The organism is Paenibacillus dendritiformis (assembly GCF_945605565.1).
GTDB lineage: Bacteria > Bacillota > Bacilli > Paenibacillales > Paenibacillaceae > Paenibacillus_B > Paenibacillus_B dendritiformis_A.
Genome location: NZ_OX216966.1, coordinates 4,497,361 through 4,514,329, shown reverse-complemented (window position 1 = coordinate 4,514,329; position 16,969 = coordinate 4,497,361). Strand labels below are relative to the sequence as shown.

14 protein-coding genes are annotated in these 16,969 nt (G+C 56.8%); 11 read left to right on the top strand and 3 right to left on the bottom strand.

Annotated features, from left to right (window positions below):
- Window positions 1-4 precede the first annotated feature (4 nt).
- Window positions 5-1,279 (top strand): imidazolonepropionase, encoded by a 1,275-nt coding sequence (gene hutI, locus NNL35_RS20130; protein ID WP_006675488.1) that lies wholly within the window; start codon window positions 5-7, stop codon window positions 1,277-1,279.
- On the opposite strand, the gene NNL35_RS20125 is transcribed toward hutI, so the two are convergent.
- Window positions 1,266-2,798 carry a bifunctional ADP-dependent NAD(P)H-hydrate dehydratase/NAD(P)H-hydrate epimerase gene (locus NNL35_RS20125; protein WP_006675489.1) on the bottom strand — a complete coding sequence of 511 codons (1,533 nt, stop codon included), beginning with the start codon at window positions 2,796-2,798 and terminating at the stop codon, window positions 1,266-1,268. The genes hutI and NNL35_RS20125 overlap by 14 nt on opposite strands.
- 227 nt (window positions 2,799-3,025) lie before the next feature.
- Between NNL35_RS20125 and thyA the strand changes: the two genes are divergently transcribed.
- The 4 genes from thyA (at window position 3,026) to NNL35_RS20105 (ending at window position 8,497) form a co-directional block, all read left to right on the top strand.
- On the top strand, window positions 3,026-3,820 hold the full coding sequence (gene thyA / locus NNL35_RS20120) for a thymidylate synthase (RefSeq protein ID WP_006675490.1): 795 nt from the start codon (window positions 3,026-3,028) through the stop codon (window positions 3,818-3,820).
- Between the two features lie 106 nt (window positions 3,821-3,926).
- Window positions 3,927-4,415 (top strand): dihydrofolate reductase, encoded by a 489-nt coding sequence (locus NNL35_RS20115; protein WP_006675491.1) that lies wholly within the window; start codon window positions 3,927-3,929, stop codon window positions 4,413-4,415.
- Between the two features lie 211 nt (window positions 4,416-4,626).
- The gene (locus NNL35_RS20110; RefSeq protein ID WP_006675492.1) at window positions 4,627-6,120 is read left to right on the top strand and encodes a glutamate synthase subunit beta; all 1,494 of its coding nucleotides are present in this window, start codon (window positions 4,627-4,629) and stop codon (window positions 6,118-6,120) included.
- Between the two features lie 88 nt (window positions 6,121-6,208).
- A complete protein-coding gene (locus NNL35_RS20105) occupies window positions 6,209-8,497 on the top strand; it encodes a DNA topoisomerase 3 (protein ID WP_006675493.1) in 2,289 nt (762 codons plus the stop codon).
- A gap of 114 nt (window positions 8,498-8,611) precedes the next feature.
- On the opposite strand, the gene NNL35_RS20100 is transcribed toward NNL35_RS20105, so the two are convergent.
- Both NNL35_RS20100 and NNL35_RS20095 read right to left on the bottom strand, forming a co-directional pair.
- A complete protein-coding gene (locus NNL35_RS20100; RefSeq protein WP_006675494.1) occupies window positions 8,612-9,361 on the bottom strand; it encodes an HAD family hydrolase in 750 nt (249 codons plus the stop codon).
- Between the two features lie 65 nt (window positions 9,362-9,426).
- Complete coding sequence (locus tag NNL35_RS20095; protein ID WP_006675495.1) at window positions 9,427-10,338, bottom strand: ArsR/SmtB family transcription factor; 912 nt, start codon at window positions 10,336-10,338, stop codon at window positions 9,427-9,429.
- Between the two features lie 206 nt (window positions 10,339-10,544).
- Between NNL35_RS20095 and NNL35_RS20090 the strand changes: the two genes are divergently transcribed.
- From NNL35_RS20090 to NNL35_RS20065, 6 genes are all read left to right on the top strand, one after another.
- Entirely contained in the window at window positions 10,545-11,690 is a 1,146-nt protein-coding gene (locus NNL35_RS20090; protein ID WP_006675496.1) for an MFS transporter, read from the top strand.
- Between the two features lie 117 nt (window positions 11,691-11,807).
- Entirely contained in the window at window positions 11,808-12,536 is a 729-nt protein-coding gene (locus NNL35_RS20085) for a phosphonate ABC transporter ATP-binding protein (RefSeq protein ID WP_006675497.1), read from the top strand.
- 92 nt (window positions 12,537-12,628) lie between these two features.
- Window positions 12,629-13,267 (top strand): DUF3298 and DUF4163 domain-containing protein, encoded by a 639-nt coding sequence (locus NNL35_RS20080; RefSeq protein WP_006675498.1) that lies wholly within the window; start codon window positions 12,629-12,631, stop codon window positions 13,265-13,267.
- A 144-nt stretch (window positions 13,268-13,411) separates the two neighbouring features.
- A complete protein-coding gene (locus tag NNL35_RS20075; RefSeq protein WP_238535282.1) occupies window positions 13,412-14,677 on the top strand; it encodes a hypothetical protein in 1,266 nt (421 codons plus the stop codon).
- 19 nt (window positions 14,678-14,696) lie between these two features.
- The gene (locus tag NNL35_RS20070; protein ID WP_006675500.1) at window positions 14,697-15,398 is read left to right on the top strand and encodes a response regulator transcription factor; all 702 of its coding nucleotides are present in this window, start codon (window positions 14,697-14,699) and stop codon (window positions 15,396-15,398) included.
- A 26-nt stretch (window positions 15,399-15,424) separates the two neighbouring features.
- Complete coding sequence (locus NNL35_RS20065; protein WP_006675501.1) at window positions 15,425-16,819, top strand: sensor histidine kinase; 1,395 nt, start codon at window positions 15,425-15,427, stop codon at window positions 16,817-16,819.
- Window positions 16,820-16,969: the final 150 nt, after the last annotated feature.

The following is a 16,969-nucleotide window of genomic DNA, read 5'->3' as shown; positions in this document are numbered from 1 at the left end:
CATGATGGAACATAATCGAATTGATCTGTTGATCCATAACATTGGAACGCTCATTACGATGCAGGGGAGCCGGGGGCCGCGCACAGGCCGTGAAATGTCAGAGGTGGGGGCCGTGCGCGGAGGCGCTGTCGCGATCCGGGACGGACTCATCGTGGCGGCGGGCCCGGTAGACGAAGTGATGGCGGACATCGGCGGATTGGCAATAGAGCGCAAGCATGATGCCCAGGGCTTGCTGGTTACGCCGGGGCTTATCGATCCGCATACCCACCTCGTTCACGGCGGCTCGCGCGAGCATGAGCTGGCATTGAAGCTGAGGGGCATGTCCTATTTGGAAATATTAGCTCAAGGCGGCGGGATTCTGAGCACCGTTCGAGCCACCCGTCAGGCAACGGAAGAGGAACTGTACGCGAAAGCGAAAGCGAGCCTGGATATGATGCTCTCCTTCGGCGTGACGACGGCAGAAGCGAAGAGCGGCTATGGGCTGACGCTGGAGGACGAGCTCAAGCAGCTCCGGGTCGCTCACCGGTTGAACCGGGAGCATCCGGTTGATTTGGTATCTACGTTCATGGGAGCCCATGTCGTGCCGGAAGAATATAAAGGGCGCTCCGGAGAATTTGTGAAGGTGGTTATCGAGCAGATGCTGCCGGAGGTGAAGCGGCAAGGGCTGGCCGAATTTTGCGATGTGTTCTGTGAGCACGGCGTATTTTCCGTGGAAGAATCGGAGCAAATTCTGCTTGCCGCCAAGGAATTGGGCTTCGGTCTCAAAATTCATGCGGATGAAATCGAGCCGATCGGAGGGGCGCAGTTGGCCGGCAAGCTGGGCTGCATTTCGGCCGAGCATCTGATTGCGGCCTCGGACGAAGGCTTGGAGGCGATGCGGCAGGCAGGAGTCGTGGCCGTCTGTCTGCCTGCCACTTCCTTCAATCTGCGGCTGACGCATCATGCCCGGGCCCGCGACATGATCGAGAGGGGGCTCGCGGTAGCCCTGTCCACGGACTATAATCCGGGCAGCTCGCCGACGGAATCGATCCAGCTTGTCATGACCTTGGGCTGTCTGAACTTGGGCATGACCCCCGAGGAAGTGTTGACGGCCGTGACCATCAATGCGGCTCATGCCATCGGAAGATCGGATACCGTAGGGAGCCTGGAAGCCGGCAAGCAGGCGGACCTCGTCATATTCAAGGCCGATAACCTGGCCTACTTGCCGTATCATTTCGGAATCAACCATGTTCATACCGTATTCAAACGCGGGAACGTGGTCGTGTCTACAGGCAATTGATGATATCCCCGGCGATTAGCGAGCCGGGGGAGGGACGGCTTGCGGCGGCGCGGTCGCCGGCAAGGCCGTGAAGATAGACGCCCAGGGCCGCGGCGAGGCCGGCGTCGCAACCTTGCGCGAGCAGGCCGGCGATCAGGCCTGCCAGCGCGTCGCCCGCACCTCCTGTAGCCATCCCCGGGTTGCCGGACGTGTTCACGTACACGTCCCCGGCGGGGGTGGCGGTTACGGTGCGGGCGCCCTTCAGCACGAGCGTCACGCCGTGCTGCATAGCATAGCGGGGCGCCAGGCCGATGCGGTCGCGCTGCACTTCGCGCGCGGTGAGGCCCGTCAGGCGCGCCATCTCGCCCGGATGCGGCGTCAGGATCGCGGCGCCGTCACGCTGCGGCCAGGCGTCGAGGCCGCCCGCATCCGCGATCATGTTGAGCGCATCCGCATCGATGACGAGCGGGCATGGCGCGCCCGCCCAGATCTCGCGCAGCCATGCGCCGTCGCCGGCGAAGCGGCCCATTCCCGGACCGATCGCCAGCGCCTTCTTGCCGGCTGCGAGCCGCAGCACCGCCTCGGCCGGCACGGCCGCCCAGTCGCCGCGTCCGCCGTCGGGGATGCCGTGCAGCATTGCTTCCGGGATTCGCCCCATCATCGGGTCCAGCAGCCGTTCTGGCAGCGCCCAACTCACCAGACCGGCCCCGGAGCGGAGCGCTGCGGCCGCCGCCAGCAGTCCGGCGCCGCTATATTGGCGGGTACCTGCGGCAACCAGTACATGGCCGTAGGTGCCCTTATGCGTGTCCGCCTCTCGTGCCAGCGGAAGCTTCAGCCCGAAGCGCCGCAGGAACAGCTCTTCATTGGCCCAAAAGGCCCGTATGCCCTCCTTGTCCGCCAGCTCTGCCGGGATGCCGATCAAGCGGACAACGACGCGTCCGGCTCGTTGTGCGCCCGGATATTGCGTCAGCCCGCGCTTGAGAAAGGCGAGGGCCACGGTCGTATCCGCGTCAATGCAGGGATCATGCACATCCCCTGTATCCGCATCCAAGCCGCTCGGAATATCGATGGCGACCATCGGCAGTCCGCTCGCGTTCGCTTCCCGGATTAGCGAGGCGTACGGCTCGCGCGGAGCTCCGGCCGTTCCCGTGCCAAGGAGCGCATCGACTATCCCCGCATACCGCTCCCACCGGATGCTGTCCGTCCCATAGACGGAAGCGGCGATGCCCAGCCTGGCGGCAATATCTCGCTGGGGCGCGGCGTCGGATGTCAGCTTCGCAGGATCCGCCGCATATAGCAGTTCGGCTTCCACGCCCAGCTCCCGTAGATGCCGCGCCGCCACAATGCCGTCGCCGCCGTTGTTGCCTTTGCCGACGAGGATAAGCCACGGCTTGTTCGCGCCCAGCTCTGACGATAGCTTGGCAACCTCCTCCGCAACGGCCCTGCCCGCGTTTTCCATAAGCACCGCTGCGGGAATGCCGATGGTATGAATGGCGTACTCATCGAGAGCGCGCATTTCTGCCGAAGTTACGATATACATGAACCTCACCTTTTCTCTTTCCTCGAAATCATTTTTTTCCATTATATCATTTTAGCGCCTATATCATTTCAGCGTCGTTTTCATGATCTACATTACCTCTATTTTTTCAGTATTTTGATCCTCTTCGAATCAGAGATTTGATTTCGTGAATCTGGATTGCCGACGTTATGAGGGGATGGTACACTATGTAGGATACACATCAGTACGGTAGAAAGAGAGTGGTTGAAATGAAGTCATATCTGGCGTTATTGCAGGACATTTTGGAGCACGGGGTGAAGAAGGAGGATCGGACGGGAACCGGCACATTGTCCGTGTTCGGGCGGCAGCTGCGCTTCGATCTGGCTGAAGGGTTTCCGCTTGTGACGACGAAGCGGCTGCACCTGAAATCAATCGTGCATGAGCTGCTCTGGTTTTTGAGCGGAGATACCAATATTCGTTATTTGAAGGAAAACGGCGTCCGCATCTGGGACGAATGGGCGGATGAGAATGGCAACCTGGGACCGGTATATGGATCGCAGTGGCGCGCCTGGGAGACCAAGGACGGACGCATGATCGACCAGATTGCGAATGTGATCGAGCAGATTAAGACGAATCCGGATTCGCGCCGATTGCTTGTCTCCGCTTGGAATGTCGGCGAGGTCGATCAGATGAAGCTGCCGCCATGCCATTATTCGTTCCAATTTTATGTCGCCGGCGGCAAGCTGAGCTGTCTGCTCAACATGCGTTCGGTGGATACGTTCCTCGGACTGCCGTTCAATATCGCCAGCTATTCGCTGCTTACGCATATGGTGGCCCAGCAATGCGGCCTGGAGGTCGGAGAATTTATCTGGAGCGGCGGCGACGTTCATATTTACTCGAACCATATGGAACAGGTGAAGACCCAGTTGGAGCGCGAGCCGCTGCCGCTTCCGAAGCTGGTCATCAAGCGCAAGCCGGATTCGATTTTTGATTACCGGTTCGACGATTTCGAATTCGTGGACTATCAGCATCATCCGACGATTAAGGCGCCGGTTGCGGTGTAGGATTTGAACAGCCACTCAAGATGGCGAATTTGACGCCGGGTACTATAGAAGATAATCCCGGGATTCTTTATTAACCGAATAAAAGACAGAAGGGAGGCGCACCTCAATGCCGATTACGATGATCTGGGCGATGGACAAGCGCCGTCTCATTGGCAAGGATAATGGGATGCCATGGCGGCTGCCGAGCGATATGGCTTATTTCAAGGCAATGACGCAGGGGAAGACGGTCGTCATGGGACGCAAAACCTATGAATCGCTGGGAAAGGCGCTGCCGAACCGGCGCAATATTGTGCTGACCCGCAACCCGGAGTGGATCGCGCCCGATGCGGAAGTCATGCATCATATCGAGTCCGTGCTGCCGCTGGCGGCGGATGAGGAAATTATGGTGATGGGCGGCGCCCAAATTTACCGCGAGTTCCTTCCTTTGGCGGACAAGCTGCTGGTTACGCGGATAGACGCCGAATTCGAGGGCGATGAATATTTTCCGCCGTATGACGAGGCGGCCTGGGAACTGGCGGAGGAAGCTGAGGGACCGGTCGACGAGAAGAACCGGTATCCGCACCGCTTCCAGACCTATGTCCGGAAGGAAGCGTGACGGAGACCAGTCCCGCAAGCGGGCAGTGACCCCTTTCCATATGTATTGAAATGCAAATCATTCGTGATCGACTCCATATGTTCCGGGACATCGTTTAAGGTACGATCATTGGCACACACATGCCGGAACGTCCGATGTCCGGACATGTCATCAATCGGCACAATTGCGAACAGGGCTCGTGATTGCTACGCGAACGGATGGAGGAGTCAGCATGTCAACGCCGACCGGATTTATGGAATATTCTCGACAAATACAAGCCGAACGGAACCCGGCTGAACGGGTGCTGGATTGGAAGGAATTCCATCTTCACCTGACCGAAGAGGAGATGCGGACCCAGGCGTCCCGCTGCATGGATTGCGGCACGCCCTATTGTCATACGGGGATGGAGCTGGCCTCCGGCACCTCCGGCTGCCCGGTGAATAATCTGATTCCGGAATGGAATCATCTGGTGTACCGCGGGCTGTGGCAGGAAGCGCTTGAACGGCTGCATGCCACCAATAACTTCCCCGAATTCACGGGAAGGGTCTGTCCGGCGCCCTGCGAAGGGTCGTGTACTGTCGGGCTGATCGGCGAGCCGGTTACGATCAAGTCGATCGAGGAAGAGATTATCGAGCGCGGCTTCCGCGAAGGCTGGGTGACGGCGAAGCCTCCGCAGCGCCGGACCGGCAAGCGGGTCGCAGTCGTCGGATCGGGACCGGCGGGACTGGCTTGCGCGGATCAGCTCAATCAGGCCGGTCATTCCGTCACCGTATACGAGCGCGACGATCGCATCGGCGGACTGCTTACGTACGGCATTCCGACGATGAAGCTGGACAAGGAAGTGGTGGAGCGGCGGGTGCGGCTGCTCGCCGAGGAAGGGATCCGCTTCGTGACGAATATCGAGATCGGAACCGATATTCCGGCCCGCGAGCTGGTCGATCAGTATGACGCCGTCGTGCTGTGCGCCGGGGCGACGAAGCCGCGCGAGTTCGTCATCGAAGGCAGCGATCTCGAAGGCATTCACTATGCGATGGACTATTTGAACGGAACGATTAAGAGCTATCTGAACTCCAACCTGGAGGACGGCTGCTACGTGTCGGCGGCAGGCAAGGATGTCATCGTCATCGGCGGCGGCGACACGGGGACCGACTGCGTAGCGACCGCGCTGCGCCACGGCTGCCGCAGCATCACTCAATTCGGCACGCGTCCGCAGGCCCCGGCCGTGCGCGACGAGGCCGCCAATCCTTGGCCGCAGTTCCCGAATGTGTATACGCTCGATTATGCGCACCAGGAAGCGAAGGCCTTGTACGGACGCGATCCGCGCGAATTTTCCATCATGACGACACGCTTCGTCGGCGACGAGGAAGGGCGCGTGAAGGAGCTGCACACGGTTCAGATTGAGCGGATCGTCGACGAGCAGGGACGGAAGACGTATCGGCCGATCCCGGGAACGGAGCGGGTCTATCCGGCGCAGCTTGTTATCGTGGCGGTCGGCTTCGACGGCCCGGAGGCGACACTCATCGAACAGCTTGGGCTGGACACGGATCGCCATACCAATGTGAAGGCGGTCAATGGCAAATACGGGACGAAGATTAGCAATGTCTTTGCCGCCGGAGATATGCGGCGCGGACAGAGTCTGGTCGTCTGGGCCATTCACGAAGGACGGGAAGCCGCCCGCGAAGTTGATATGTATCTCGCGAATCACTTGTCATCCTGCCCGGAATGAGGAATAATAAATAGAAGAGAACGCTGCAAGAAGCTGCGCTATCCATAGCGCGGCTTTCTGTCGTTCGCCAGAGAGACGGGGGGAGCAGATGAAGACGCTGATTATTGCGGAGAAGCCGGATATGGGACGGAATATCGCTGCCGCCATAGAACCGAAAGCGAAAAATCACCGTTCCTATCTGGAAGGGGAAACCTATATCATTACGTGGGCGATCGGGCATTTGGTCGGGCTCGCCGAGCCGGATGCTTATGATATGAAGTATAAGAAATGGAATATCAACGACCTTCCGATTATACCCGGCGACTTCAAGCTGATCGCATACCGCAAGACGAAGGATCAACTGAAGGTCATCGCCGAGCTGGCCAAGCGCAGCAATCTGCTGGTCAACGCTTGCGACGCCGGAAGGGAAGGACAATATATCTTTTCGCTCATCCAGCGTTATTTGAAATTAAAGCATCCGGTGAAGCGGCTCTGGATATCCGATCTGACCCCGGAGACGATTCGGCGGGGCTTCGCCGAGCTGAAGGACGGGTCGGAATACGACAATCTGACCAAGGCAGCGAGCGCCCGCAGCGAAGCGGATTGGCTGATTGGCATGAACGGGTCGCGCGCGTTCACGACGAAGCACAACGTGCTGCTGTCCGTAGGCAGAGTGCAGACGCCTGTGTTGGCGCTCATCTACGAACGGCATAAGCAGATTGAAGCCTTTACTTCGTTGACTTATTTCGAGGTCGAAGGCCACTTCTCGCAAGGGGAGGGCACATACCAGGGGCTATGGCAGGGCGATCGGATCACCGACCGGGCGCAAGCCGAGGCCTTGGCGGCGAAGGTGCAGGGGAAGCCGGGACGGATCGCCTCCTATCAGGCGAAGGAGACGAAGGAGCATCCTTTTCGTCTGTATGATCTGACCTTGCTGCAGCGGGAGGCGAACAGCCGCTATGCGTTCTCGGCGAAGAAAACGTTGGATATCGCCCAGTCGCTGTACGAGAAGCATAAGGTCATCTCTTATCCGCGGACGAATTCGAACTATGTGACGGAGCAGAACATTCCGGAGATGCACAAGGCGCTGTCCGTGCTGCAGGGCACGGCATATGACGAGTGGGTGAAGGGCGCGAACCGGGCTCTCGTTCATAAAGGGAACAAGTACATATGCAATCCGGCCAAGGTCGAGGATCACCACGCGATTCTGCCGACCCAGCGGAAGGCCTCGGGCCTGTCTCCCGATGAACAGAAGCTGTACGATCTTATCGTGCGCCGCTTCCTGTCCCAGTTCTATCCGGCTGCGGAATACAAGGTCCATACGGTAATGACGGAGGTCGAACAAGAGACCTTCAAAACCTCTGTCAAAGAGCTGCTCCACATTGGCTGGAAAGCCATCTATGCCGATATGAAGAAGGAGAAGCCCAAGTCCGGAAGAGGAAAGCGCAAGGATGAGGATGAAGCGGAAGAGATTGAGGTCGAGGAGCCGTTCCAGGTGAATCCGGATGAGGCGGTGCATTGTGTCCAAGCCGTCGTGAAGGACAAGGAAACTCAACCGCCCAAGCCATATACGGAGGGCACGCTGCTCAAGGCGATGGAAAGCGCAGGCAAGCAGATTGAAGACGAGCAGCTGCGCGATGCGATGAAGGACTCCGGGCTGGGCACGCCGGCCACTCGCGCGGCAACGATCGAGCGTCTCAAAAAAGTGGGCTATATCGAGATGAAGGGCAAGACGATTCAGGTGACCCAAAAAGGCCGCACGGCGGTCGAGCTTATCCGGGGAGCCGGGATTGATCTGCTGACCTCGCCGGAGATGACCGGGCAATGGGAGCGGCGGCTGACGGAAATTTCACGGGGCGCGGCTTCGGATATTCAATTTATGGAAAATGTCAAGAAATTCGCAACGATGATTGTAGACAAGGTGAGGCTGCAGGCGCGGGCGGCGAAGACTTCCTTCGAGAGCGCCGAGCCGAAGCAGGGAAGCTCGCGCCGGCGCAAGGGCGCGGCCGGACAAGCGTCCGCCGCGGCGGAACTCGAGCAGGGCCGTCCGGCAGCGGCCGGGACCCGGCCTTCTCCGCAGCGGAGTACAGCGGTTAAGGCGGCGGCGCCGCAGCTGGGCGAGGGACCGGCCATCGTCGGAACTTGTCCGCGCGCCGGATGCGGAGGCAAGATATTTATGGGGCGCAAAGGGTACGGCTGCTCGAACTACAAGCAGGGCTGCCGCTTTGTCATCTGGAAGGAGAGCTTCGGCCGCAAGCTCAGCGATACGCAGGTGAAGGCGCTGATTGAGAAAGGCAAGACCGCGAAGATGAAGCTGGTCCTGCCGGACGGCTCCGAGACGCAAGCCCGCATTGTCCTGGCGAGCGCGGAGACCGGGGAGTTAGCGACAGAGGCATAGCCTGGGGTCCGATCCGGGATGCACAGGCAGGACGAGGAGACTTCATGCCGGTCCATGGGCATCGTTATGCCAAAGACAACGGAAGGCCGGCTCCGATAGAGCCGGCCTGTCCTATTACCGCGGGGTCAATATCCAGTTGCGAATGACGCGAGGCACGTCGGTTAGCTGCTCGATCGTCTCGAAGGCGCCGTTCGGCTCGGCATCGATGTCGACGATGTTAAATGCCCATTCGTTCGCCTGCTTCAAGTAGATCGCATTCAGGCCGGACAGCAGGGCGGGAATCACGTCGGTTCGCAGCGAATTGCCGATCATCCAGGTGCTCTCGATCCGGAAGCCCTGTTCCCGCACGATGGAGGACAATGCGTCCGCTGTCTTGTGCCTGCGGATAAATATCCGCTCTCCGAAGTAATCCGACAGCTTCATTTGCGCAATTTTGCGCTCTTGAATGACTTGTTCACCGCCGGTATACAAGAATAGCTCATGTCCTTCATCCCGCAGCCGGTCGAGCGTATCGATCATGCCGGGATAAGGCTCGATCTCGAACTCGTAGACGCTCAGACCGAGCTTCCAGAGCAGCTCGGTCTCGTCGACGGACGGGGTGCGGCCGGTCAGCGTGCAGAAATGCTCGTACGTATGGATGAACGAGCGCGGGAAATGCTCGCTTTGAAAGCCGTTGTCCTGCACGCCGGCAATATCGATGCGGACCTGCACCGCGCGGATATCCTCGGCCGGCAGCTTCCACGGCGCGAACCACGTCATCATCGTATCGAGAAATTGTTGAATGACGATGTCAAAATATTTGTTGCAATGGACGAGCGTGTCGTCCAGATCGAATAAAATCGTCTGTCTCGGCATTACGGTCATGCCGAATCACCTCCTTGACGCTATCAGAGCCGCAACAGCGCAAGAGGCTGCAATCAGGCTTGCTGTCATGAATGTATGTAGGCTTCGAGAAAAGCGGATAAATCCGCAAGCCCTTCCGGCCGCAGCGCGATGCGCTGCACTTTGCCGTTCCAGTACGTTCGGATATACCCCGCGGAGCGCAGGACCGCCAGATGATGCTTGAGCGCTCCCGTCGAGAGCGGAATATATTCCTGGATCTCGTCGAATGTATACGGCTTCTGGCCGACCAGCCGCAAGATGCGAAGCCGCTTCTCGTCCGCCAATGCTTCGGTCATGCGGCGCAGGTTGTGCGACGGGACCATCAGATCCGGTTCCGGCTTGTCCACCGGGTACAGGACGAGAATCCGGCTGCGGAACGTACAGTTATTATTAATCGGACGATAGTGCCACATCGGGGCAAGAATCACTTCGTCAACCGATTCATGCTCCGGAATGACGACGCCGTTCGTGGCCAGCTCGATGAGATCCTGCGGCTTTATTTTGTCCAATAACCGCCGCTTCTCTTCCGCGTCATGCTGAAGGATCGGTTCCCACTCCGGAAGCGAGAGACGGATATAGTGTTCATACCAGAATCGGAGCGCCGGAACATACAGCTCCAGGCAGCGTTCCAGCCGGAAGGAGGGCAGGCGCAGGCCGTTTTCTTGTCTGACTCTGTCCCACTCGTCCGGTGTCAGCCGTTCCAGCTGCTCGAGATAGGAAGGAATATCGTTATGATTCCGCTCCAGCGCCAGCGCGTAGAGCATGTCGAAGTCGCCTAACGAATGCTTCCGGATCTTCTCGCTGTACGCATTCCACTGCGGAGGGAGCTGCTGCTCGATGCTGCGCGCCCATTCCATTCCGTTCTCTACGTTGCGGATCCACTTGCGGTGAACGAACAACATAAAGCTTCCAATAAGTTCATATACCGATGAATAGTCGATACGAACATGGTAGGTCATGCCTTACGGAGCCCCCTTGGATAACATTGCGTTACTCTATCATTATGAATTGTGTTGCATCCTATTGTCTACTATAATGTTGAAATGTTGGTGTCAAATGAAGCTTGCGGGGGGCGGCCGCGCGCCGCCGCTTCAGGCGTTCAAATCATAGTAATTGCGGAGGAAAGTCCATGTCAGCAAGGCGTTTCACTACGAATTCTCCAAGCATGCAATTTTTTATTCTCATTATTGTGGTCACATTTACCGGATTGAGTCAAGGGATGCTGCTCCCGCTCTTAACCATCTTCCTGGAGCGGATGGGCGTCCCTTCTGATCTGAATGCGCTCAATGCGACGGCCCTGTACGTTGGCGTCTTCGCCATGATGTTCGCCGTCGAACGGATCCTGCTCCGGGTGGGATACAAGCGGATGCTTCTCGGCGGACTCATCGTTGTAACGGCGGCGATCGTACTGTTCCCGCTGCTGCCCAACATCTATGTCTGGTTCGCCCTTCGGATGATTGTCGGCCTGGGGGACAGCGCGCTGCATTACGCGACCCAGCTGTGGGCGGTCTCCGTCAGCCCGGCTCACCGGCGCGGACGGAATATTTCGCTGTACGGGATGGCCTATGGACTCGGCTTCAGCTTCGGCCCGCTCGGCATTAATCTGCTCCGCGTGCATGATTCCGCACCGTTCCTGGTGATGGGCGCGCTGTTCCTTATCGTCATCGGGCTCGTCCTGTTCGTACTGCCGAATCAGCCAGTGGAAGGCTTGCATGAAGGCGCCCGTCCCGAGAAGCGGTATGCCCGCTCTTATCAATGGGCCTGGTTCGCGCTGCTGCCGGCCTTTTTGTACGGCTACATGGAAGCATCGATGAACAGCAACTTCCCGATTTATGCGCTGCGCATCGGCCTGGAGGAGCATTGGATCTCGTACCTGCTTCCGTTCTTCGGTATCGGCGGCCTCATCCTGCAGCTTCCGCTCGGCATACTGAGCGACAAGATCGACCGTAAAAAGGTATTGATGGCTTGCGGTCTGACCGGAGGAGCGGGATTCCTTCTCGTCCCGTTCGTCGGAACGAGCATCTGGGGGATTTTGATTCTATTCCTGCTCGTCGGCGGCTTGGTCGGCTCCTTTTTCTCGCTTGGCCTGGCATATGCCGCGGATATTTTGCCGAAGGCTTATCTGCCTTCCGCCAATGTGATCGCATCCGTTCACTTCAGCCTGGGCAGCATTATCGGACCGAACCTGGCCGGCTTGGGGCTGCAGTATGTGTCCATGGGCAGCATGTTCTACCTGCTCGGCATCTGGTATATCGGCTTCTCGCTGCTTGGCTTGATCTTCAAGCGGCAGGCAAAAACGCTTGCAAGTTAGGACTCATCTTCCTTACACTAATAAGTATATGTTCACAAGCATCGCAAGCGGATTTTGGGAACAACCTGAAAGGAAAGACAACGGAATGCCTTCTACGGATAGAGAGGAGTCTATGCCATGATTAAAGTAGAACGTCTGGTCAAGCGGTATCCGCCGGCCCCGCCAATCTTGGATCGATTGAGCTTCGAGCTCGAGCCTGGCGAATTCGTCGGCGTTATCGGCGCAAGCGGCAGCGGGAAATCGACGCTGCTCAAATGCATCGCGATGCGCGAGAGCTGGACGAGCGGCAAGTATAGCGTCGACGGCGTTAATATTTTCGAGAATCAGGTCAATGGCAAGCGCAAGGTGATGCGCGAGTTCGCTTACCTGGAACAGAATCCGGTCCTCAATCTGAATCGAAAAGTGTTGAAGAACGTGCTTATCGGCCGTTTCCATCAGACGCCGCTCTGGCGGATGGCTCTCGGCATTGTTCGTTCGGACGATTATATGGGGGCGATGGACACGCTTGAGATGCTCGGCTTGCTGGACAAGGCGCATGACCAGACGAGCAAGCTCAGCGGAGGGGAGCGCCAGCGTGTCGCCATTGCGCGCGCGCTCGTGCACGGGGCCAACGTTCTCTTGGCGGACGAGCCGGTGCTCGGCCTGGATCCGAAGGCCGCCGAGTCGGTGCTGGACACGTTCCGCAGCTTGTGCCAGCGGGAGCGGAAGATCGTGATCGCCGTCTTCCATCAGGCCGAGCTGGCCGAGAAGTATGCGACCCGCATCTGGGGAATGAAGGAAGGGCGGATCGCAGTCGACGTGAAGGGACGCCGCCTGCTCCAATCAGAGAAGGCGCTCATACATTAATGCACTGCGGAATACCGCTTAGGCGAATGTCACGCCGCGCCGCTCCTCGCATATATTGGGATTATGACCAATGATGAAGCGAGGGGATAGGGATGAGCACATCAACGGAAGCGGATGCCACGACGCTGTATCCGCTGCCGGTCCAGGTGGATACGTATGTCATCCGCAGACCGAAGCTGACCGTCTACGTGCCTCAGATTCGCGGCCGTGACGGGGACGAAGCGGTATCCCGCATGAATAAGGCGATCCACCGTCAGGCGGTCCGGCTCATTCGGATGACCGGCTACGGCGAAGCGCCGGACACGGAGGTAACGGGCTCCTACGAGATCAAGCTGAATGAACGCCATTATATCAGCCTCACTCTCATCGTATACGGATATACGGCGCATGCCGCGCACGGGATGACGTATCAGGCCGGGATGACGATGGATGTCAGGGACGGGCGGGAGTTGAAGCTGGCGGATCTGTTCAAGCCGGGAGCCCCTTATGTGAAGGTGCTGTCGGAGCAGGTAGCCGCCCAGATTAAGGCGCGCGACATTCCCGTATTGGAGCCGTTCACCGAGATTCGGCCGGATCAAGATTTTTATATGACGGACAAAGCGCTTGTCCTGTTCTTCGGCCTGTATGAGTTGGCTCCATACGCCTATGGCTTTCCATATTTCCCGATATCCATCTATACGTTGCAGGATATCAAGGCAGAGAATGGAATTATCGATGCGCTCTGGTATTAGAACCGGCTTTGTCATGGGATTGTCACCTTTTGGTGACAGTTTTTTTTTATACTGATGGAGTGTGTATTCTGTTAAGATATAATCAGGATAAATCGAACTGATGAAAGAGTGATAAGCGGAATGAGAATGCGGTGGGTACGTAGCGTGTCACTACTTCTCCTCGGCTGCCTCCTGCTGACCGGGTGCGAATGGCTGCAGGATCCGAAGTCGTTAATGAGCAAGCCCCGGCTTCCGGAAGATAAAGCGAAGATTATGACGATCATTGCCTCGCAGATGCCGCAGGGGGTTAACAATATCGTACGCCCGACCAATACGGAGGATGGCAGCGCCATACGGCTCGCTGATCTGAACAATGATGGCCGGGCCGATACGGCGATTGCATTTTACGAGACGCCGGACAAGGATGTGCGCCTGCACGGACTCGTCTTCCATAGCGACGGAGAGACGTGGAACAAGGTGGTCGAGTTCGATGGGGTAGGCGTCAGTCTGGATCGGGTCGAACTCGTGGACTTGACCCATGACAACAGGCTGGATCTCGTCGTCGGCTATGGAGGCAGCGACAAGGATCTGAACAAAGGATTGGTCGTCTACACATTCACGCAGGACGGCATCGTCAAAATATTTGAGCAGCCCTATTCCCAGTTCGTCATCGATGATCTGAACGGGGACGGGAAGAACCAGCTGTACATCGTCAATAACCGCCGCGACATGCCGCCGGTGCTGACCATGTACGATTTCAAGGACGGGAAGATGGCCAAGCAGAATGAATTAACGCTGGACAAAGACGTGAATATGTATACGAACATGATTTCAGGCTATATCAGCAAGAACCAAAAAGGAATTGTGCTTGACGCGGTAGCTGGCGCCAATTACGGCGTAACGGATATTATCAAGTTGACACAGGATAATCAGCTCGTCTCTGTCCTGCCGGAAGAAATGGCGATCAAGCCGTATAATATAGCCAGCAGTGACATGAATGGAGACGGCATCATCGAGATCGCGGTTCCCGAGACGCCGCCGGGCTGGGATATTTATGCGTCGTACGATATTCCGTATTTCACGGGCTATTATCATTGGGACGAGAAGAACGGATTGAAGCTGGTCGAGAAGCAGTACCGCGACTATGAGGAACGGTTCCAGCTCAAGCTGCCGAATTCATGGTATGGCCGGGTAACGATTGATACGAAGTCGAAGAAGGATGAATATATCCGGTTTATGGACATGCATACGAATGAAACGCTGGCCGAGATCAAGTTTTTCAACCCGGAACTGTGGGAGACATACAAGGAGAAGTGGACTTATCTCAGCTCGTATGGAGATACCATTATCGGCGTATTCAGCAAGGAGCCGCTGATGCTGAACAGGGGCACCCCGAAGATTCCGGATATCAACCGGGAAAGCAATGAATGAACGAAGGAGACGGGAAGAGATGACGAAGATACTCATTCTGGAAGATGAAGAATCGATTCGCAGCTTTATTGTCATCAACCTGAAGCGCAACGGATTTGATGTGGTGGAGGCCGCCAACGGCAACGATGCCTACCAGATTCTTGTCAACGACAATACAATTGATATTGCCCTGCTCGATGTGATGGTTCCGGGCATTGACGGCTTTGAGGTATGCCGCCGCGTCCGCCAGTTCAACGAACGGATGGGCATCATTTTCCTTACGGCCAAGGTTCAGGAGCAGGACAAGGTATACGCGTTGTCGGTCGGTGCCGACGATCATGTGAGCAAGCCGTTCAGTCCAACGGAGCTGGTGGCCCGCATTCAGTCTCTCCTGCGCCGGGTCAACGCCTATCAGCAGCCTACGCAGAAAGTCATATATCATTCGGGGCCGTTCACGCTTGATCTGATCGCGAAGCGGTTCACGAAGCATAACCAATCGATTGACCTGACTCCTACGGAGTTCTCGCTGGTGCAGTTCTTCATGGAGAAGGAAGATATGACATTAAGCCGCGATGTGCTGCTTGATTATGTATGGGGCAAAGATTATATGGGCGATCCGAAGATTGTCGATGTCAATATCCGCCGCTTGCGGCAGAAAATCGAGGATGAGCCTTCGTCGCCTAAATATTTGGAAACAGTCTGGGGACATGGATATAAATGGAAAGGTTCCTCTTCATGCTAAAGCCGGGAATACGGCGTTCCGTAGTAATGCACTATTTTATCGTCGTGTTCTTGACGATGCTTATTTTGGAGGCGATATTTCTTATCGCTGTCCGTTCCTATTATTATGACTCGATTTCTAGCCATATGTCGTCTCATTTGAGTGTCACGACAACGCTCTACCAACAAGGCAATGCGGGGATCAATACGGAAGACCGAAGCTGGCTCCCCGTGCTGCTGAAGCAGTACAATATCAAGACGGCGGATGTGCAGATTCTGAGTCCGCAGGGTGAGGTGATGATCTCGTCCAGCTACTTCCGGGTGGACAAGCCGGTCACCACGGCCGACGTCATCAGTGCCCAGAGCGGGACGGTAGGGCAGTGGATCGGCAAGCAGCCGGGGACGGGAGAGGCGGTTATGTCGATCGCGTCCCCGCTCTATGCGAAGGGAGATATCGTCTATATCGTCCGTCTGGTCACTTCGCTGGATTTGGTCAATGCGCGCATTAACAGCATCGTGCTGCTGTCTGTTGTCATTGCGATCGCAGTTCTCATCATCGTGCTCATCATCAGCATCGGCCTGGCGAATTCCATCGTGAAGCCGATCAATGAGATTACGAGCGCTTCCGCCCAGATGGCGAAGGGTCGCTTCGATGTTCGCATCAAGGAGGAGTACAAGTATGAGATCGGCGAGCTCGCCCGGACGCTGAACTTCATGGCTCATGAGATCGTCCGCAGCAATCAGCTTAAGAACGACTTCGTCTCCTCGATCTCGCATGAGCTGCGAACGCCGCTTACCGGGATTAAGGGGTGGAGCGAGACGCTTCTCTCCGGACAGTTCGAGGAAGAAGAGAGCAAGCTGGGGATGAACGTCATCCTGAAGGAGACCGACCGGCTTATCGGGCTGGTCGAGGAACTGCTTGACTTCTCGAAGCTGCAGGAGAATAAGCTGCAATTCAATTGGTCGCCGGTCTATCTGTCGGGCGTTCTGGAAGACACGGTGCTTCAAGTAAAAATGAAGGCCGAGCAGAAGCAGATTCATATTGAGGTTCATTCCCGCGGCGCGGAGCAGCCTATCTCTGGCGATGTGAACCGGCTGAAGCAGGTCTTTCTCAATCTGATCGACAATGCGGTCAAGTTCTCTCCGAATGAATCGGTAATTACGGTCCATTCGACGTGGGACGAGGACAAGGTCGTCGTTCGCATCGTGGATCAGGGCATCGGCATCAGCAAGGAGCATTTGGCCAAAGTCATGGATAAGTTCTATCAGGTGAACCCGAGCCATGGCGGCACGGGCTTGGGCTTGGCCATTACGTACGAGCTGGTGAAGGCGCATCATGGCGACATGACTATCGAGAGCAAGCCGGATGTAGGCACAACGGTAATCGTGACGCTGCCGATTCATCAGCCCCCCGTAAGCGAACCGGAGGAAGAGAAGCAGTAATCTAATGACTTTTGTGTAAATGAACAAGACTTTTGTATACATGAACATATACAAAAGTCTTTTTTTATGGAAAATGGAAGATATGATATCTATGATCGACAAAACATACTATAATAGGATCGAACTTGATCGAAGGAAATGTCGCAAACT